Raw genomic sequence first — 19,018 nt, 5'->3', positions numbered from 1 at the left:
GCAAGTCCTTTATGCAAAGTCGCGATGTTCGCCATCGCCTTCGATGTTAGTTACGCAGCGGCCACATAATGTCGCATGAGACTCGACAGTGCCAACATCTTCGCTGTAGTGCCAGCAACGCTCACACTTCTGGGCTTCACTTGCTGCAACAACAAGCTTTAATGCAGCAAGCTCTGTTTCAATTGCATCAGCTGGCGCATCACTTAATGGGGCAACAATCGCTTTAGATGTTAACAATACAAAACGTAGCTCATCATTCACTTGAGCCAGTTTTGCCGCTAACTCTTCATCAGCATATAAAGTCGCTTCAGCTTGCAGTGAGCCACCAATACGCTTATCACGACGGGCTTGCTCTAATACTTTATTGACTTCGTTACGAACAGCTAAAAGTTGCTGCCAGTATTCATCATTTAAATCGTCAGCTAAGGTCACTGACTCTAGGCCTTGGTACCATTCTTGAGTAAACACGTATTGCTCACGTTCACCAGGAAGTAGCTGCCAGATTTCATCAGCGGTAAAGCTTAAGATTGGTGCAATCCAACGTACCATTGCTTCAGCAATATGGTATAAAGCAGTTTGGCAACTACGACGAGCGTGACTATCTGATTTAGCAGTATACTGGCGATCTTTAATGATATCTAAGTAGAAGCTACCAAGCTCAACAGAACAGAACTGCATTAGTTTTTGGGTCACTAAGTGGAAATTATATTGCTCGTAAGCTTCAATGATTTCTTCTTGTAGTGCTGCAGCGCGGCGTACTGCCCAGCGATCCAGTGACACCATATCTTCAGTAGCAATCATATCCGTTTCTGGATTAAAGCCACTTAAGTTAGCAAGTAAAAAGCGCGCGGTGTTACGAATACGGCGATATGAATCAGCGCTGCGATTTAAGATTTCATCAGAAACCGTCATCTCACCACTGTAATCAGTTGCTGCAACCCATAAGCGTAAGATGTCAGCGCCAAGCTTATTAATAACTTGTAGCGGTGCAATCACGTTACCTACTGATTTAGACATCTTACGGCCTTTACCATCAACGGTGAAACCGTGTGTTAGTACTTGCTTGTAAGGTGCTTTACCATTCATTGCCGTTGAAATCATCAATGAAGACATGAACCAGCCGCGATGCTGATCGCTACCTTCAAGGTATAAGTCAATCTCGTGGCCTTGGAATTCAGGGCGTGATGCAACAACTGATGAGAAAGTAGAACCTGAGTCATACCAAACATCTAAAGTATCAGTCACTTTACGGTATTGATCGGCTTCATCGCCAATCAGTTCACTGATCTCAAGATCCCACCAAGCTTGAATACCTTGTTGCTCGATACGGTGCGCAACGCGCTCCATGATAGAAACGCTATCAGGGTGTAATTCTTCAGTTTCACGGTTCACTAATAACGTGATTGGTACGCCCCAGGTACGTTGGCGTGAAATACACCAGTCAGGACGGTTCTCAACCATTTTTTCAATACGGCTTTGGCCCCAGTCAGGGATCCACTGCGTTTGTTCAATTTCAGATAACGCCTGCTTACGCAAGCCATGGTTATCCATTGAGATAAACCATTGTGGCGTTGCACGGAAGATAATGGGCGTTTTGTGTCTCCAGCAATGTGGGTAGCTGTGACGATATGCCACATGACACAACAGCTGGCCTTTCTCTTCTAATAAATCAACAACACTCTTATTGGCTTTGAATACGTGTTGACCAGCAAAAAACTCAGTGTCAGCTTTATAGACACCATTGTCACCAACAGGGTTTGCGACTTCTAAGCCGTACTTTTGACCAACCACGAAATCGTCTTGACCATGACCTGGTGCAGTATGAACTACGCCAGTACCAGCTTCAGTTGTTACGTGGTCACCAAGAATGGCAGGCACATCAAATGCAGAAAGAGGATGCTTGAAACGCATTAGCTCAAGCTCAGCGCCTTTTGTAATACCGATAACCTGATGTGACTCAGCTTCAAAGCGGGTTAAACAGCCTTCAACTAGCACTTCAGCTAAAATAACGGTTTTAGTTACGCCATCTTTAACGAGCTCAACTAGGCTGTAATCAAGCTCTGGGCTTAATGATAATGCACGGTTAGCAGGGATAGTCCAAGGCGTCGTGGTCCAAATAACCGCTGAAACCGTGTTTGTGTAACCTTCAACGCCAAATTTCGCTGCAACCGCTGCGCTATCAACGGCATTAAATGCCACATCAATAGCGGGTGAGGTTTTATCTTCGTATTCAACTTCTGCTTCTGCTAACGCGGAACCACAGTCAGTACACCAATGAACAGGTTTAACACCTTTGTGCAGGTGACCGCTTTCAATCACTTTAGATAAAGAACGTACGATGTTAGCTTCAGTGCTGTAATCCATGGTTAAGTAAGGATTATGCCAATCACCAAATACACCTAAACGAATAAAGTCTTCACGTTGACCGTCAACTTGCTTAGCGGCGTATTTACGGCATTCTTCGCGAAAATCAGCAGCTGAAATCTTTTGACCTGGTTTGCCAACTTTTTTCTCTACCATTAATTCAATTGGTAAGCCGTGACAATCCCATCCAGGAATATAAGGCGCATCAAAACCTGCCATTGTTTTAGACTTAACAATGATATCTTTTAATATTTTGTTTACCGAGTGACCAATATGGATATTGCCATTCGCATACGGGGGGCCGTCATGCAAAATAAACGGTTTGCGACCAATTCGACTGTCACGAATTTTTTGATAAAGTTCGTCTTGAGTCCAACGGTCTAACATAGCTGGCTCACGATTAGCCAGATTACCGCGCATCGGAAAATCGGTTTCCGGCAAATTCAAAGTAGATTTATAGTCGGTCATTGATCCTATACCATTATTTGGGCTGATTAATCTCAACCTGCATCATTGCTAAATAAAGCTTTTGCTTCATTTACATCATTCAAAATTTGTTTTTTTAACGCATCCAGTGACTCGAACGGATGTTCATCACGGATTTTTGCCACTAATTCAACTTCCACTCTTTTACCGTATAAGTCACCAGAGTAGTCGAATAAGTGCACTTCTAATTGACAGACTTGCCCTTCAACAGTTGGCCTAAAACCAACATTAGCAACGCCTTCATAAATATCACTGCCATCCCAATACATTTTTACCGCAAACACCCCTCTAACAGGTGATACTTTGCGCTTTAATGCAATGTTGGCAGTTGGAAAACCAATGGTTCGCCCAATTTTTTGGCCGTGGGCCACTTTACCTGACAGTAACACTGGGTGCCCGAGTAAACGCCTTGCTTGCTCTAAGTTCCCTAATGCTAACTGCTCACGAACCGCAGTGGAGCTCACTCTGGTCGAACCTAAGATAAAGCTTTGGGTACTGACCACAGTAAAACCGAACTTTTTACCCGCTTCAAGTAACATATCAAAGGTGCCAGTTCTGTTTTTACCAAAACAAAAATCATCACCAACCACTAGATACTTCACCCCTAATTTATTGACTAATAAATCTTCAATAAATTGCTCTGCCGGTTGATTAGCAAAACGAGTATTAAAATTAGCACACAGAAGACGATCAATATTGAGCTCTTCTAGCAAACTAATTTTATCTCTTAATAAGCTAATTCTTGCAGGGGCATCTTGTTGGCGAAATAACTCTTGCGGTTGTGGCTCAAAGGTCATTACTACAGCAGGTAGCTGAAAGTGTTTAGCTTTATTAACTAAATTATTAATCACTTGCGCATGACCACGATGCACACCATCAAAGTTACCAATAGTGAGCACGCATCCATTATGCGAAGGTAAAATATTATGTATACCGCGAATTAGTTCCATTACGCCAAACAACTGCTACTGTAAATCGGCTGATTATATACTAGATAGAATGGATAATCAGCATTCATGATCGACGTTTCATTGTCCAAGGTTTTAGCCCCATTAGCACTAAGCTGAATAAATAGGCTAATGCACCTAATATGATGAGTTTTAACAGGCTGTAAACCTTAACTTGCATTGCCATATCTAACCACATTTGCTGCTCTGGTAATAAGTAAACTAAAAGCGCTGCCATCACGAGTGTCGCAATGACCACTTTAGCGAAAAATACCATGGTTGAACGATTGACTTTATAGACACCAGCTAGGTGTAAGCCTCGATATAACAGGCCGGCATTAAGAAAGGCTGACATAGAAGTGGCAATTGCAAGTCCTACGTAGCCAAATGGAATGGCAAAAATGATATTGAACACCATATTGCTTACCATGGCGATAATACCGAATTTAACTGGGGTTTTAGTATCTTGGCGTGAGTAATACCCCGGCGCCAATACTTTAATCATCATAAAACTCAGTAAGCCACAACCATAAGCCACTAAACTGTACGATGCCATCTCAACATCAGATACTGTAAATGCGCCGCGCATAAAAAGCACCATTAACATCGGCTGAGCAAGAATGATTAATCCCAGCATGGCTGGCATGCCCAATAATAAAATGGCTCTTACTCCCCAGTCCATAGTGTCACTAAAACCACTGCCTTTATCATCAATATGCTTTCTAGATAAAGCTGGCAAAATAACCGTCGCAATGGCAATACCAAACAATCCTAAAGGGAACTCAAGTAAGCGGTCTGAGTAGTAAAGCCAACTAATAGAGCCTGTCATTAAAAAACTGGCAATAAAGGTATCGAACAGTAAATTGATTTGCGAAACAGAAACGCCAAATAATGCAGGGATCATTAAGGTTCTGATTTTCACGACCCCACTGTGGTTCCAGCCCCATGACGGTTTTACTAAGGCATTTTCACGTAGTAAAAACGGAATTTGAAACAAAAACTGCACTAAACCACCAAAAAACACCCCTAAAGCTAAAGCGATTTCAGGTTGTTCCATCTTGGGGGCAAACACTAAAGCGGCAATAATAATGGTAATATTCAAAAATACCGGCGTAAAGGCAGAAACTGCAAACTTACTGCGGGTATTTAATATTGAGCCAGCCAGTGCGGTTAAGGTAATAAACCATAAATAAGGGAAGGTAATTTTGAGCATCATAGAGGCAAGTTCAAACTTTGCCGCATCCGGCCCATCGTTCATCCAATCATAAAACCAGCCACCAGCAAATAATGCAGCAAGTATCGGTGAGCCGATAACACCAATTAAGGTTACAACGCTCACTATGCCGCCCAAAGTACCGGCCACTTTACCTATAAGCTCACGGGTTTCAGCTGGGGTTTTGTTTTGTTGGTATTCTGTCAACACCGGCACGAATGCCTGTGCGAAAGCACCTTCAGCAAATAATCGACGTAAAAAATTGGGAATTTTATTGGCAAAGATAAACACATCGGCACTACTACCTGCACCCATTAAGTTGGCAATGACTACATCTCTAACCAAGCCAAGCACCCGAGATATCAAGGTCATAACACTGACGATAGCACCTGATTTTAATAACGATTTACTCAAGCATCACTCCAAAGCCGCACACAAGCGTTTAAATTAAGTCTGATATATCTCAAATTTTCGATTCTAATGCTGTCTATGGGGTATAAGAACTGATAGAATTGCGCCACATCTTACACGAGTTGGGTTGAAGATAACCGAGCCAGGTAGTTTTATTTGTCTTTTCGACGTTATTTCTATCATATTCATTGACAAAATGAATAAAAGCAGGCATATTCCTCGCCCTCAAAGTATTAAACCCAGTTTTAGGAGTTGCACCTTGGCTAATAGCAAGTCTGCAAAGAAGCGCGCGCTTCAGTCTGAAAAACGTCGTCAGCATAACGCTAGTCGTCGTTCAATGTTACGTACATACGTTAAAAGAGTTATCGCTGCTATCCAGAGCGGTGACCACAAAGCGGCTACCGAAGCATTCGCAGCAGCACAACCAATTGTTGACCGTATGGCGACTAAAGGCCTTATTCACAAGAATAAAGCTGCTCGTCAAAAGGCACGTATAAACGCAAAAATCAAAGCACTAGCTGCTTAATTTTAGCGATTTATATTACAAAAACCGACTTAGGTCGGTTTTTTTATATCTGCAATAAAATAACTCACAAAAATACTCTCTCCACTTGCCCAGCCTTCAAGCTTTTACGGACATTTTTGCGCTAAATATCAAATCCATATTTAAGACATAAAAAAACGCCTTAACTCGATCTTACTGTCATCAGTAGCAAGATATTGTTAAGACGTTATAGGTATCAAAATTATTGCCATTAATGGCAGTATAAATTATCCAATACTTTTATTAGCTCACGAACTTCATCACTTTTAAGTGAATAAAACACAGTTTGCGCTTCTTTACGTGTACAAACGAGATTGTCTTTTCTCAGCCAAGCTAAATGCTGCGATAACGCAGATTGGCTTAGACCTAGTTTTTTATTCATCTCACCGACACACATTTCACCTTCATTCAGCAAATGGCACAAAATAAATAAACGGCGTTCATTTGCCAGTGCCTTTAGCATTACCACAGCATGATCTGCTCGCTGCTGCATCATTTCTATATTCATCACGCGTTAGCTCTCCTTAATCATCACTGAGACTAATATAGCCTTCCCTAACAAATCGGGCAGCGACATGAAGCACACTTTTTGGTAGATTGTTTTTAAAAATGAGACTTAGCTAATAAAAATGAAGGAAACTCATGAAAAACTATAAGAAATCAATTTTTACAGGGATAGTTTTAGCCGCTATATCAGGCTGTCAAAGCCAGACAAATGATACCCAAGTAACACAATTACCACAGTCTGCTAACGATGTAATTAGCCAGCAACTAGCCACAAAGGCGTTATCTTCTACTTTAGGTTATGACATTGTTGAATCATTGACAGTGGAAGTCGGCCCTCGACTCGCCGGTTCCGAGAAAGATCTCATCGCAGTCGAATGGGCGATGAATAAACTCAAAAGCTTAGGTTTTGATAAGGTCTATAAGGAATCTGTCCAAGTCCCAGCTTGGTCACGAGGCCATGCTCAGGCATCAATCGTCTCACCGTTTGAGCAACCGCTGGTCATTAGCGCTCTAGGTGGCAGCGTGGCAACGCCTGAGTCAGGTTTACAAGCCCAGATAGTGCGCTTTGACACCCTTGCTGCACTACAAGTCGCCGATCCAGCATTAGTCGAAGGCAAAATTGTCTTTATTGATCATAAAACCGAGCGCCATATTAGTGGTAAAGGCTATGGTCAGTCTGTTGGCGGCCGCTCAAGAGGCGCGGTTGCTGCAGCAGAAAAAGGCGCTGTCGCTGTGGTCATTCGCTCAATAGGTACCGATCATGACCGCATGGCCCATACCGGCATGATGCGTTACAAAGATGGAGTGGCAAAAATTCCAGCTGCTGCATTGTCTGCACCAGATGCTGATATGATTAATGCTATGTTAAAAAGGGATAAGAACATCAGCTTATCACTTAACCTATCTTCAAAGAATTTAGGGGTCGCAACATCCTACAATGTTATTGCCGAGGTAACTGGCAGTAGTAAGGCTGAAGAAGTGGTGCTGATTGGCGCTCACCTTGACTCTTGGGATGAAGGCACGGGTGCAATTGATGATGGTGCAGGCGTTGCGATTGTGACTGCAGCGGCGAAATTGATTCAAGATTTACCTCAAAAACCAGCGAGAACCATTCGAGTGGTATTATATGCCGCAGAAGAAGTGGGATTAGTTGGCGGTAAGGCTTATGCAAAGCAACATGCTGACGAGCTGGTTAATCATTATATTGCCGCAGAATCTGATTTTGGCGCAGGCAAGATTTACCAAATTGATTTCAACGTTAATCCACACGTATTTGAGCAAGTTAAAACTGAGCACAGTTCAATGACCATCAACGGGGTTAAGTTAGGGAACAATAACGCTTCTGGTGGCCCTGACGTGTCTATGATGCCCTCTCTAGGTGTCCCTGTGGCGTCCCTTCGACAAGATGGTACTGATTACTTTGATTATCACCACACCCCTAACGACACTTTAGATAAAATCGACCCTACCGCATTAGCGCAAAATGTCGCTGCTTATGCGCAATTTGCTTATATCATGGCGCAATCAGAACTTAACTTACGCCCATTAGCTAAAAAGGCCGATAAGAAATAATCTATCAGCCTTTTATCGCAAAAAAAGCAGTTAAGGAGTTCAAACCTTAGCTGCTTTTTTATTAAGTATTTTTTTACCCGTTACATTACACTGAAACTTGTAGTGGTTACTTAATTTGCTCTTCTCTTAAAAACACTGGCGCTGCAGGTGTCGATAAGTCTTCACTGTAATAATAGCCATCTAAGTCAAATTGCTGCAATTGTGCCAATGACGTCACATCGTTTTGGATAATGTAACGCGCCATCAAGCCGCGGGCTCTTTTGGCATAAAAACTGATCACCTTGTATTGACCATTTTTGCAGTCTTTAAATACCGGGGTGATTAAAGTGGCCTTAAGTAGTTTGGGTTTAACCGCTTTAAAATACTCATTTGAGGCTAAATTAATGACGATATCATCGCTTTGATTAGCAACAGCTGCGTTAACTTCATTGGTGATTGTCTCGCCCCAAAATGCATAAAGACTTTTACCTGCGGGGTTTACCAAGCTGGTGCCCATTTCTAAACGGTAGGCTTGCATCAAATCCAGCGGCTTCAGTAAGCCATACAAACCAGATAAAATTCGTAGGTGCTTTTGAGCCTTATCGATTTCCATATCAGACAGTGAGTCAGCATCAAGGCCGGTATATACATCGCCCCTAAAGGCAAACATAGCTTGCTTGGCATTATCTAGAGTAAAACGTGGTTGCCACTGTGCAAATCGAGCCGCATTCAAACCTGCTATTTTATCGCTCACTTTCATTAAAGAGGCAATATCCATTGGCGTCAATTCACGACATACGTCAATCAATTGTTGGCTGTAATCTAGCAAAGTCGGTTGAGTAAACTTCTTGGTTGATGCAGGCGTTTCAAAATCAAGTGTTTTGGCAGGAGAAACTAATACTAGCATTGCTGATAATCCTATTTTATAAAATGGACTCTAATTCATGCTATCTATCATACTGAGCTTCATAAAAAAAACCATGCAATTACTGCATGGTTTTTTAGATTGTGCTAAATGCTTTTTTCAGATTTGATTAATCTGCAATTAACATTCGCGATTAAGTAAAGTGAGTTACTTGGTCACTTCAACTTCTTTATTGATCCAAATCCCATCTTCTATCTGACCTTCAAGCTCTGGGAACTTAGTCGTATCAAATACAGGATCTTCACCCTTATTAACTTGTTGGCGGTAATCATTAATAATTCTCACCGCTAAACCTGACAATAACAGCAGGGCAATCATATTAACTAACGCCATCAAGCCCATAGAAACGTCGGCTAAATCCCAAACGATGCCAATCTTAGCCACTGCGCCAAACATAACCATACCTAATACTGCGATACGGAAGATTGGTAGTGCACCTTTTTTATTGCCAGATAGAAACATCACGTTAGTTTCTGCATACGAATAGTTAGCAATAATTGACGTGAAACAGAAAAGTAAAATAGCAAAGGCAATAAATGCCCCACCCCAGTCACCCACATGATGCGTTAATGCATTAATGGTTCTTGCAATACCATCACCAGAGCCGCCACCATCACCAGACAATAAGATAATTGCCGCAGTAGCAGTACAGATAACAATAGTGTCCACAAACACACCCATCATTTGCACAAAACCTTGTGACGCTGGGTGATTAGGATTCGGTGAAGCACTTGCTGCAATATTGGCGGCACTACCCATACCTGCTTCATTAGAGAACAAGCCGCGAGCAATACCCGCCTGCATTGCTTGAGCAACACTGTATGCTACACCACCAGCAGCGGCCTCTTGCCAGCCAAATGCACTGTTAATCACCAACATAAATACGGCAGGCAATTGCTCAACATTCATTAAAACAACAACCAAGGCAATCGCAATGTAGGCTAATGCCATAATCGGAACGATAATTTCTGACACTCTAGCGACCTTTTTAAGACCGCCCATAATCACGAGGCCACTCAATAGCGCAATCCCAAGACCGACATAAATTGGATTTAAATCAAATACGGCAGTCATTGCACCAGAGATAGTATTTGCTTGAACAGCATTAAACACTAAGCCAAAACAAATAATCAGTAGGATTGAAAATAGAATCCCCATCCAGCGTTGGCCAAGGCCTTTTTCCATATAATATGAAGGGCCACCACGATACTGCCCGTCAACGTCTTTAACTTTATAAACTTGCGCTAACGTTGACTCGATCATTGCCGTCGCCATACCGAGCATGGCAATGGCCCACATCCAAAATACTGCCCCAGGACCTGCGGCACCGATTGCAACCGCAACACCAGCCATATTTCCGGCTCCGACACGGGCAGCCATACTGGTACAAAAAACTTGAAATGAAGATAAGCCATGCTTACCAGGGCGGCGGCTAATCGCTAATACTTTAACGCCGTGTACGAAATGAGTAATTTGAATACAGCCAAGACGAACAGTAAAAAAGATACCTGCGCCTACCAGCCCATAAACTAACAATTTACCCCAGAGTAAATTGTTCATGAAACCAACAATTGTTTCTAACATTGCCATTTGCTTAATCTATTCCTTGGAATAACTTTATTTTGTAAAAATATGCTTAAACCGAGCAACACCTTCAGACAAAATAAAATTATCGAATTATTATAATGAGCTCATCAAAATCTAAGTTCGCAGCCTCAGCATGTATTCGTAAATAGCCAAGCTGTTACTGTTTATTAAATTCAGTGAGCGAATATATTAGTTAATTATTATTTAGCATTATTCAAGTTAACTTTACTGACTTTAACCAGTAAAGCCCAGCAAACATTACCACTCTTTACCACTTATCGCTTAGTTATAGGTGTTCTCAAAAAAATGCGAGAAAAAACTAGCATAGAAAAACTTCAAACATAGGTGATAGTGATCACATTTATTTAAATAGCCGCCTAAAGCCCCATCTAGAATAACAATTGCAAATCGCCTAACACCAAGTGACTCAACAATTTCTTAACCTAACATCATTTTATTAATGATTTTTTTTAATACAAAGTTAGATCAATAACACATTATTGGTTCAATTTAGGGAATACAGTGTTCTCATTAAAAGCTAAATCAATCTTATCTTTCATAATGAGGTCACTATGACACAGCAAAATGAAATCACTGCTCTTAAAAAATATGTTAGAGCAACTAACTTCCTCGCTACCTCACAAATCTATCTTAAGCAAAATGTGCTTTTTAAAAGAGAGCTACAACATACAGACATTAAACCTCGACTTTTAGGTCATTGGGGTACCTGTCCAGGTATCAATTTTGTGTATGCAAACGTTAATCGCTTAATCGTTAAGCATGAAAGAGAATTCATTTATTTAGTCGGTCCTGGTCACGGCTTCCCAGCAGTTCAAGCTAACCTGTTTGTTGAAGGTTCTTTAAGCCATTTTTATCCAGAAACCATCCCCTATAACGAATCAGGTATTGAAGATATCTGTAAAAAGTTCTCAGCAGCATATGGCTACCCTTCTCATGCAAACCCTGAAGCCCCCGGCCAAATTTTAGAAGGTGGCGAATTAGGTTATTCATTATCCGTTGCTTGGGGCGCCGTTCTTGATAATCCAAACTTAATCGCAGCTTGTTTAGTTGGTGATGGTGAGTCTGAAACAGGGCCATTAGCTGCATCATGGTATGCCAACCGGTTAGTCGACCCTGCAACCAATGGTGCGGTACTGCCCATTGTGCATATTAATGGCTATAAAATCTCAGGCCCGACTCGTATGGGACGCATGAGTCATGAAGAGTTAGATCTTGAATTTCGTGGTTTAGGTTATCATCCCATTATTGTTGATGATCAACTTGAAGAGGATGTGTTTGTTCAAATGAAAGAGGCTATGGACTTAGCTTACGAGATGATCAATGATATCCAAACTCGTGCCCGTCGCGGCGAAGATGTTTGTAAGCCTCGCTGGCCGGTTATTCTTATGCGAACAGCTAAAGGCTGGACAGGTACATCTGAGTTTGGCGGTAAGAAGCTAGCTGGCAACTGCGAATCTCATCAAGTCATCGTCAATAAGTGTGCAACAGATGCAGGTCACCTAAAAGCGCTTAATGACTGGTTAGCAAGTTACAAATTTGATGAACTGTGCAGTATCAATGCGCAAGGTGAAATTACCTTTGATGAAGAAATTCAATCTTTGATTCCACCTAAGCAGTTATGTTGTGGTCGCCAACACTTAAGTTATGGCGGTGAAGTAGTCCGTGCACTTGCTCAACCAGATCTTAAAAAACTAAGTTATGGTCCAGAAACCCCACGTGGTACTCGCGGCGTATCAATGTACAAAATGGGCGAGTGGATGCGTGACGCATTCAAATTAAATCGAGATCAACGTAACTTACGTATCTTCAGCCCAGATGAAACATACTCAAATCAACTGCAAGCGGTATTTGAAGAAACAGATCGTGCATGGCAATGGCCGATTGAAAGCTGGGATCAAGATATGGCGCGTGATGGCCGTGTTATTGAACTGCTATCGGAAAACTTACTTTTCGGTATGATGCACGGTTACACAGTAACAGGTCGGCATGCCATGTTCCCAACCTATGAAGCCTTCTCTCAAGTAGTTTCATCAATGGCTGATCAGTACTGTAAATATGTGTATGCCAGTCAAGGGGTTCACTTCCGTAAACCTGTACCTTCTTGTAATGTTGTTTTGTCTTCTTTATTAGAGCGTCAAGATCATAATGGTTATTCGCATCAAAACCCTTCATTTCTAGGTGCTATGTTAGAAAAGCATCCAGATATTATTTCTGCATATTTACCTGCTGATGGTAACAGTACACTCACTTATACAGAGCGTGCATATGAAGACCGCGACAAACTCAACATTTTAGTTGCAGGTAAAAAAGAGTTACCTCAATGGCTATCACTAGATGAAGCCCGTAAGCAAACTAAAGATGGCGTGATGGTATGGGATTTTGCATCAGATGATAATCCTGATGTAGTACTTGCAGGTTGTGGTGATTATGTCACTCAAGAATGTATGGCGTCATTAGTACTCATTAGAGAACTACTGCCAAGAGTGCGTATTCGTTATGTCAGTGTAACTGAACTTAATAGTAACGGTTTAGGTAGTCGTAAATTCCAAAATAAGCCTTGGTTAATGGATGAAATATTTACTGAAGATAAAGGCGTGGTATTTAACTACCATGGTTATCCAAATACCATCAAGAAATTGGTATTTGATTATAAAGGCAGTAAACGTTTCCGCATTAAAGGCTATGAAGAAGAAGGTTCAACTACAACACCATTTGATATGGGCGTTCGTAATGGCACATCACGTTATCACCTTGTGATTGATATGGCATACAAACTATTCCAACAAGGTGTTATTGATGAAACTCAGCATGTTCAAATCACAACGGATATGCTCCAAAGATTAGTAGAACACCGTAACTACATTAAGGCCAACGGTGTTGACCCAGTAGACATTGAAAATTGGGTTTGGACTCGGTAATTAGATTAGAGTTCAAAAAACAAACTACAATCGTTTATAACGAGTTAAAGCGCCTTTGGGCGCTTTTTCTTTATACCACGGACAACAAAGCCCATCGTCAATTCATTAGAAAAAACCAACACTGCAACATCTTGCGGGGATTCGTTAGGTATTTGTTGGTAATATTTTAAAAATATTCGTAACTACTATGGAAAACCATTGAATTTAAGACGATAATTAGCTTGCCAGCTAAATCATAATAGGAACGCCAAATAAGTGCTGGTGACACTTAAGGTAAACAATCGGTTTACATGTGTTTTGGTGACATAAAATAACAATGGACTATATATGATGAAAAACACCTTAAAAGTAGTATTACTCACCTCAATGTTGCCTTTTGCCGCTGTCGCAGAACAAGAGTTAACGCCATGGTATGTCGGTGGTGGTTTAGGGATTAATAATTACGAACCACATTGCGACCTTAAAACAATGACCCAATGTGAAGATGATGACCCTTATGCTTGGGATGTCTTCGGTGGTTACTTATTTAATGACTATTTTGGTATTGAACTCGGTTATAGAGACTTAGGTCGTATTCAATGGACAGATTTCAGTAATAAACGTAATGATGTCGGCGCTAGAGGCATGGCATTAGGTTTAGTCGGTTTTTATCCTTTCGCTGACAAGTGGAGTTTGTCTGCTGAGGCTGGCGGAATGAACTACCTTTTAAAGAACATAAAAAATTATGGCACTGAGTATTACAGTGACAGCGGTATTGCGCCCTATATCGGTGCTGGTATCGGTTATAATTTTACCGAAAACTTAAAGCTGCAGGCTAAATATCGTCGCTACGAAAACTTAGACGATGATAAATATAATACCCTTGAAATGGAAAGTAACTATTGGGGCTTAGAATTAAGCTACCGCTTTGGTAAAGCTAAAGCAGCAGCCCCTGTTGTTGCAGCTGCTGTTGCACCAATTGATTCCGACAACGATGGCGTAATGGATGATCAAGATAGCTGTCCAGATACACCAGCAACTCACAAAGTTGATGCCAATGGTTGTACTGTCTACGAATTTGTAACAGACAATCATGACTTAGGTGGTATTTTATTTGATAACAACTCTTCTGTTATTAAGTCAGCTTCTTATGCTGACATTGAAAAATTAGCTAATTACTTGAAGAAAAATCCTGAGCATACCGTATCAATCGAAGGTCACGCTTCTAATGTTGGCAAGCCTGCATATAATATGACCCTTTCTGAGAGTCGTGCTAAATCAGTCGCTGAAGCTTTAGCAGCTAAATATGATATTGAAGCAAGTCGTATTCAAGCTATTGGCTATGGTATTACTAAACCTATTATGGAAGGCAATACCGCTGAAGCCCATAAGCAAAATCGTCGTATTGAAGCTATCGTAACCGGCACAGAAAAACGTGCGGTTCTAAAATAATCAACTAATTAAGCTGGTAATAAAAAGTCGCTGCTTGCAGCGACTTTTTTGTTTTTGTAGCCATCAGCTAAAAAATAAAAACCCTTACCAATAAAGAGATGTTATCGGTAACACTTTTATTTCAACGATAAAAACAACTTAAACAACTAATAAATCAGGCATTAAATTACACAATTAGTTGCTTATGAGCTCATTTCACGTTTATTTGCGTTATTTTTTTACAAATGTTGTTGGAAAATACAGTAAGATCGCATTTAATAACTGTATTGAACAAAATAACTTTGTTACTTGAGAGGGAAATTTCCATGGCGAACACGTTAGCTCAACTAAAAGCACTAACCACAATCGTTGCTGATACCGGCGACATTGAAGCAATTAAACGCTACCAACCAGAAGACGCAACCACCAACCCTTCTCTAATTTTAAAAGCGGCGCAAATTCCTGAATATGCCCCATTAATTGATGATGCTATTGCTTGGGCAAAACAGCAGTCAAATGACACAGCTCAGCAAGTTGAAGACGCAGGTGATAAATTAGCCGTCAACATCGGTGTAGAAATTCTTAAGATTGTTCCAGGCCGCATCTCAACAGAAGTCGATGCCAGACTTTCTTTTGATAAAGCAGGCTCTATCGAAAAAGCCCATAAGCTAATTAACCTATATCAAGCAGCCGGTATTGATAAATCTCGCATTCTGATCAAGTTAGCATCTACTTGGGAAGGGATCTGCGCAGCAAAAGAGCTTGAGCAACAAGGCATCAACTGTAACCTAACGCTATTATTTAGCTTTGCTCAAGCCCGAGCTTGTGCTGAAGCAGGTGTTTACCTTATTTCGCCATTTGTTGGTCGTATTTTAGATTGGTATAAGAAAGACACAGGTCTTGATTACACCGCTGAAACCGATCCTGGTGTGGTATCAGTAACCGATATCTATAACTACTATAAGCTTCACGGCTATAACACTGTGGTAATGGGTGCAAGTTTCCGTAACACTGGCGAAATTATCGAGCTTGCGGGCTGTGACCGCCTAACGATAGGCCCTGCGCTATTAGAAGAGTTAGCCAATAGCGATACTGTTATTAGCCAAAAGCTAAAACCTGCAACAACAACGGTTGCCGCGCCAGCACCATTAACCGAAGCACAGTTCCGTTGGGAATATAACCAAGACCCAATGGCTGTTGATAAACTTGCTGAAGGCATTCGCAACTTTGCCATCGACCAAGGTAAACTTGAGGTTATGCTAAACGCAAAACTTAGCTAATCAACGGAGTGATTTGCATGACTAATTTAACTCAGAGTAATACTTGGCAGCAGCTAAAGAAAAATACAGCAGCGCTTCCCCATATGCGGGAGCTATTTGCTAATGACCCTAAACGTTTTGAGAAGATGAGCCTCAAAAGCTGCGGTTTATTATTAGATTATTCTAAAAACCGTATCGATAAGGAAGGCTTAGGATTATTGTTTGCATTAGCTGAAGAAACCCAGTTATCAGCTAAAATTTCTGCCATGTTTAATGGCGATATTATCAATAACACCGAAGGCCGTGCAGTATTACACACAGCGCTGAGGAGTAATCCTGAGCAAGTAATTATGGCTGAAGGGGCGAATATCGTCCCTGAAGTGCAGCAAACACTAGCAAAGATGACTCAGTTTGTGGCGTCTGTATCTCAAGGTGAATGGAAAGGTTACACCGGCAAAACCATTACTGATATTGTCAGTATTGGCATTGGTGGCTCTTTCCTTGGCCCTAAAATTGTCTCTCAAGCATTAAGGCCTTATTGGCAAAAAGGCCTTAATTGCCATTTTGTGGCTAACGTTGACGCAAGCTCTATCTGTGAGAAGCTTAAAAACTTAGATGCTGAAACAACCTTATTTGTCATGTCATCGAAGTCATTTGGCACCCAAGAAACACTGACCAATACCCTAAGCGCTAAAGACTGGTTCCTCGAGCAAGGTGGTAGCCAAGCCGATGTCGCCAAGCACTTTGTCGCAGTAACATCAAACGTTGCTAAAGCGACTGAGTTTGGTATTGATGCTGACAATATTTTCCCGATGTGGGATTGGGTGGGTGGACGTTATTCATTATGGTCAGCCATTGGCTTACCCATAGCGTTATTAGTGGGTATGGATAACTTCAAGCAACTGCTTGATGGTGCCAACCAAATGGATCAACATTTTGCCCAAGCGCCACTTGAACAAAATATGCCTGTGATTATGGGCATGTTGTCAGTGCTTTATAGCAATTTTCATGATGCACAATCCCATGTAGTTTTGACCTATGATCATTATTTACGTGGTTTACCCGCTTACTTCCAGCAACTTGATATGGAAAGTAATGGTAAGTCGGTCATGCTTGATGGAACTCAGGTAGATTTCAATACCGGCCCAGTGATCTGGGGTGGTGAAGGCACCAATGGTCAGCATGCATATCACCAGTTGTTACATCAAGGTACAGCACTTATCCCAGCTGACTTTATTATGCCACTGCAAAGTCACAATCCATTAGGTGAACATCATAACCAGCTTGCTTCAAACTGCTTTGGCCAAACCCAAGCATTAATGCAAGGTCGCACTTATGAAGAAGCTTTAGCGGAATTGGCAGGCAAAGATACGCCTGATGCTGATAAAGCCCTTATTGCTAAGCACAAGACAATGGCAGGTAATAAGCCAAGTAATACCTTATTAATGGATAAGCTAACTCCAACGACCTTAGGTTCGTTAATTGCCTTATATGAACACCGCACGTTTGTTCAAGGCGCTATTTGGCAAATTAACTCTTTTGATCAATGGGGTGTGGAATTAGGTAAAGTCCTTGGCAACGATGTCCTAGACCGCATCGGCGCCAAAAATGATGCCACAGAGCTTGATAGCTCCAGTAATTCATTAATTAATTTATACCGTCAAGGTCAGATTTAAACACTAAAAAAGCCAGCTAAAGCTGGCTTTTTTATATACACTTTCATTTCCTCATAGCACAAGCCTCTAAATACGCCAGCAAAACACCACTTGAACATCACTTAAACATCACCTTCCATTAACAATATTGAAACATAACTATTGCACTATAGTGACGGAATATGATATTTATTTGAATAGAGACATCATAATAACAAGGGAGGTTTACCATGGATCGTTTAGACTATGGTGGTGCGCTAGACCAAGTTGTTGAAAGACCAACTCGCTCAAAAAGCTCAAACAAAAAACGTAAATGGCGAGAAATAGAAGCGTTAAAGGATAAACAGCGCTTACTTAAGGAACTTCAAGACATTGACACAAGTTTCGATTTTGATTTCGATGCGATGCCATTGTAAGCAAGATAACTAACTGAATAGTTATTCAAAGGTCTATATATAAAAAGAGCGCTTATCGCGCTCTTTTTAATTGCAATGCTTTTAACTGTAACTCGTTATCATTAATCCTTTAGGGGAGATAACACAGAGTCAGCTACTGTGGTTCAACTTCAGCAATATGCTCTTTAAGCTCTTCAAAGATATTATCATCACTATCGTTAAATAACGGATCATCAACTAAACGCTGCTCACATTGTTGCCATATTTTATCCCAATCACTGCCCTGCATGTGCTTAGCAAACAGAGGAAATAGCTCTTTTTCTTCATATTGCATATGAGCCGTTTGGATTTCAACATACGCTTTTAAGTCGGAAACCAACTTTTCTCGGGAAATCACCACATCTGAAAGTATCAAATTCAGACTATACATCAATGCACCAGATGACTCTGCTAGACTGCTATGTTCATCATGAAGCCTGGTCGTACTAGGGCTAGGAAAGTGCTTAATAAAGTAATCAAAAGTAATATCTTCTACCGGATGGTGACTATGCTCAGCATAAACCTGCATATATTCGACGACATCACGAATAAGCGCAAAATTAACTGATTCACCCTGAGAAAGTTTGTGATTTTTCTTGGCTAGAATATTCAATAATATGGCTATGTGTTTGTGATCATTCATTAGCCTTTTAAGTATCATCTTCTCCATTACCACAATTCCTTCATGTCTAAAAAGTTTAAACCTCTAGTATTATTAATCTACACTATGGATTGCGCAGATGTTATGACCGAGATCATAAAATACAAATCTGAAACATTCAGATG

14 protein-coding genes are annotated in these 19,018 nt (G+C 41.1%); 7 read left to right on the top strand and 7 right to left on the bottom strand.

The window, feature by feature from the left end:
* Positions 1-9: 9 nt before the first annotated feature.
* The 3 genes from ileS to murJ form a co-directional block, all read right to left on the bottom strand.
* Positions 10-2,832 carry an isoleucine--tRNA ligase gene (ileS, locus tag AB4140_RS03325; protein WP_371999776.1) on the bottom strand — a complete coding sequence of 941 codons (2,823 nt, stop codon included), beginning with the start codon at positions 2,830-2,832 and terminating at the stop codon, positions 10-12.
* Positions 2,833-2,864: 32 nt separating this feature from the next.
* Positions 2,865-3,800, bottom strand: a complete 936-nt coding sequence (ribF, locus tag AB4140_RS03320; RefSeq protein WP_102439205.1) for a bifunctional riboflavin kinase/FAD synthetase — start codon at positions 3,798-3,800, stop codon at positions 2,865-2,867.
* Positions 3,801-3,864: 64 nt separating this feature from the next.
* On the bottom strand, positions 3,865-5,424 hold the full coding sequence (gene murJ / locus AB4140_RS03315) for a murein biosynthesis integral membrane protein MurJ (protein ID WP_371999774.1): 1,560 nt from the start codon (positions 5,422-5,424) through the stop codon (positions 3,865-3,867).
* 256 nt (positions 5,425-5,680) lie between these two features.
* Here murJ and rpsT point away from each other — a divergent pair, with 256 nt between their 5' ends.
* Positions 5,681-5,947 (top strand): 30S ribosomal protein S20, encoded by a 267-nt coding sequence (gene rpsT / locus AB4140_RS03310; protein ID WP_076542960.1) that lies wholly within the window; start codon positions 5,681-5,683, stop codon positions 5,945-5,947.
* A gap of 229 nt (positions 5,948-6,176) precedes the next feature.
* Here the strand turns inward: rpsT and AB4140_RS03305 are convergent, their stop codons facing one another.
* Positions 6,177-6,473: a metalloregulator ArsR/SmtB family transcription factor gene (locus tag AB4140_RS03305; RefSeq protein WP_076542961.1), complete on the bottom strand. Its 297-nt coding sequence runs from the start codon at positions 6,471-6,473 to the stop codon at positions 6,177-6,179.
* A gap of 134 nt (positions 6,474-6,607) precedes the next feature.
* On the opposite strand from AB4140_RS03305, the gene AB4140_RS03300 reads away from it, so the two are divergent.
* On the top strand, positions 6,608-8,044 hold the full coding sequence (locus AB4140_RS03300) for a M20/M25/M40 family metallo-hydrolase (RefSeq protein ID WP_102439207.1): 1,437 nt from the start codon (positions 6,608-6,610) through the stop codon (positions 8,042-8,044).
* A gap of 106 nt (positions 8,045-8,150) precedes the next feature.
* Here the strand turns inward: AB4140_RS03300 and yaaA are convergent, their stop codons facing one another.
* Complete coding sequence (yaaA, locus tag AB4140_RS03295) at positions 8,151-8,930, bottom strand: peroxide stress protein YaaA (RefSeq protein WP_102475624.1); 780 nt, start codon at positions 8,928-8,930, stop codon at positions 8,151-8,153.
* 165 nt (positions 8,931-9,095) lie between these two features.
* Complete coding sequence (locus AB4140_RS03290) at positions 9,096-10,532, bottom strand: sodium:alanine symporter family protein (protein WP_076542978.1); 1,437 nt, start codon at positions 10,530-10,532, stop codon at positions 9,096-9,098.
* A 575-nt stretch (positions 10,533-11,107) separates the two neighbouring features.
* On the opposite strand from AB4140_RS03290, the gene AB4140_RS03285 reads away from it, so the two are divergent.
* The 5 genes from AB4140_RS03285 to AB4140_RS03265 all read left to right on the top strand — a co-directional run bounded on the left by AB4140_RS03285 (position 11,108) and on the right by AB4140_RS03265 (position 18,214).
* Complete coding sequence (locus AB4140_RS03285; RefSeq protein WP_102439209.1) at positions 11,108-13,474, top strand: phosphoketolase family protein; 2,367 nt, start codon at positions 11,108-11,110, stop codon at positions 13,472-13,474.
* Positions 13,475-13,801: 327 nt separating this feature from the next.
* The gene (locus AB4140_RS03280) at positions 13,802-14,905 is read left to right on the top strand and encodes an OmpA family protein (protein ID WP_102475623.1); all 1,104 of its coding nucleotides are present in this window, start codon (positions 13,802-13,804) and stop codon (positions 14,903-14,905) included.
* A gap of 305 nt (positions 14,906-15,210) precedes the next feature.
* Entirely contained in the window at positions 15,211-16,164 is a 954-nt protein-coding gene (tal, locus tag AB4140_RS03275) for a transaldolase (RefSeq protein ID WP_102475622.1), read from the top strand.
* Between the two features lie 17 nt (positions 16,165-16,181).
* Positions 16,182-17,819 (top strand): glucose-6-phosphate isomerase, encoded by a 1,638-nt coding sequence (gene pgi / locus AB4140_RS03270; RefSeq protein WP_102475621.1) that lies wholly within the window; start codon positions 16,182-16,184, stop codon positions 17,817-17,819.
* Positions 17,820-18,028: 209 nt separating this feature from the next.
* A complete protein-coding gene (locus AB4140_RS03265) occupies positions 18,029-18,214 on the top strand; it encodes a DUF3545 family protein (protein WP_076542968.1) in 186 nt (61 codons plus the stop codon).
* Between the two features lie 133 nt (positions 18,215-18,347).
* On the opposite strand, the gene AB4140_RS03260 is transcribed toward AB4140_RS03265, so the two are convergent.
* Positions 18,348-18,890 (bottom strand): hemerythrin domain-containing protein, encoded by a 543-nt coding sequence (locus AB4140_RS03260; protein WP_102439282.1) that lies wholly within the window; start codon positions 18,888-18,890, stop codon positions 18,348-18,350.
* Between the last annotated feature and the right edge of the window lie 128 nt (positions 18,891-19,018).

The organism is Shewanella sp. 10N.286.51.B2 (assembly GCF_041469265.1).
Classification (GTDB): domain Bacteria; phylum Pseudomonadota; class Gammaproteobacteria; order Enterobacterales; family Shewanellaceae; genus Shewanella.
This window is presented reverse-complemented; position numbering and strand designations above follow the sequence as displayed.

Bases quoted from the DNA above. Each gene is read 5' to 3' on its own strand.
- ileS (WP_371999776.1), bottom strand. From the start codon at position 2,832: ATGACCGACTATAAATCTACTTTGAATTTGCCGGAAACCGATTTTCCG.
- pgi (WP_102475621.1), top strand. From the start codon at position 16,182: ATGACTAATTTAACTCAGAGTAATACTTGGCAGCAGCTAAAGAAAAAT.
- yaaA (WP_102475624.1), bottom strand. From the start codon at position 8,930: ATGCTAGTATTAGTTTCTCCTGCCAAAACACTTGATTTTGAAACGCCT.
- AB4140_RS03280 (WP_102475623.1), top strand. From the start codon at position 13,802: ATGATGAAAAACACCTTAAAAGTAGTATTACTCACCTCAATGTTGCCT.
- AB4140_RS03265 (WP_076542968.1), top strand. From the start codon at position 18,029: ATGGATCGTTTAGACTATGGTGGTGCGCTAGACCAAGTTGTTGAAAGA.
- tal (WP_102475622.1), top strand. From the start codon at position 15,211: ATGGCGAACACGTTAGCTCAACTAAAAGCACTAACCACAATCGTTGCT.
- ribF (WP_102439205.1), bottom strand. From the start codon at position 3,800: ATGGAACTAATTCGCGGTATACATAATATTTTACCTTCGCATAATGGA.
- AB4140_RS03305 (WP_076542961.1), bottom strand. From the start codon at position 6,473: ATGAATATAGAAATGATGCAGCAGCGAGCAGATCATGCTGTGGTAATG.
- AB4140_RS03285 (WP_102439209.1), top strand. From the start codon at position 11,108: ATGACACAGCAAAATGAAATCACTGCTCTTAAAAAATATGTTAGAGCA.
- AB4140_RS03290 (WP_076542978.1), bottom strand. From the start codon at position 10,532: ATGTTAGAAACAATTGTTGGTTTCATGAACAATTTACTCTGGGGTAAA.
- AB4140_RS03300 (WP_102439207.1), top strand. From the start codon at position 6,608: ATGAAAAACTATAAGAAATCAATTTTTACAGGGATAGTTTTAGCCGCT.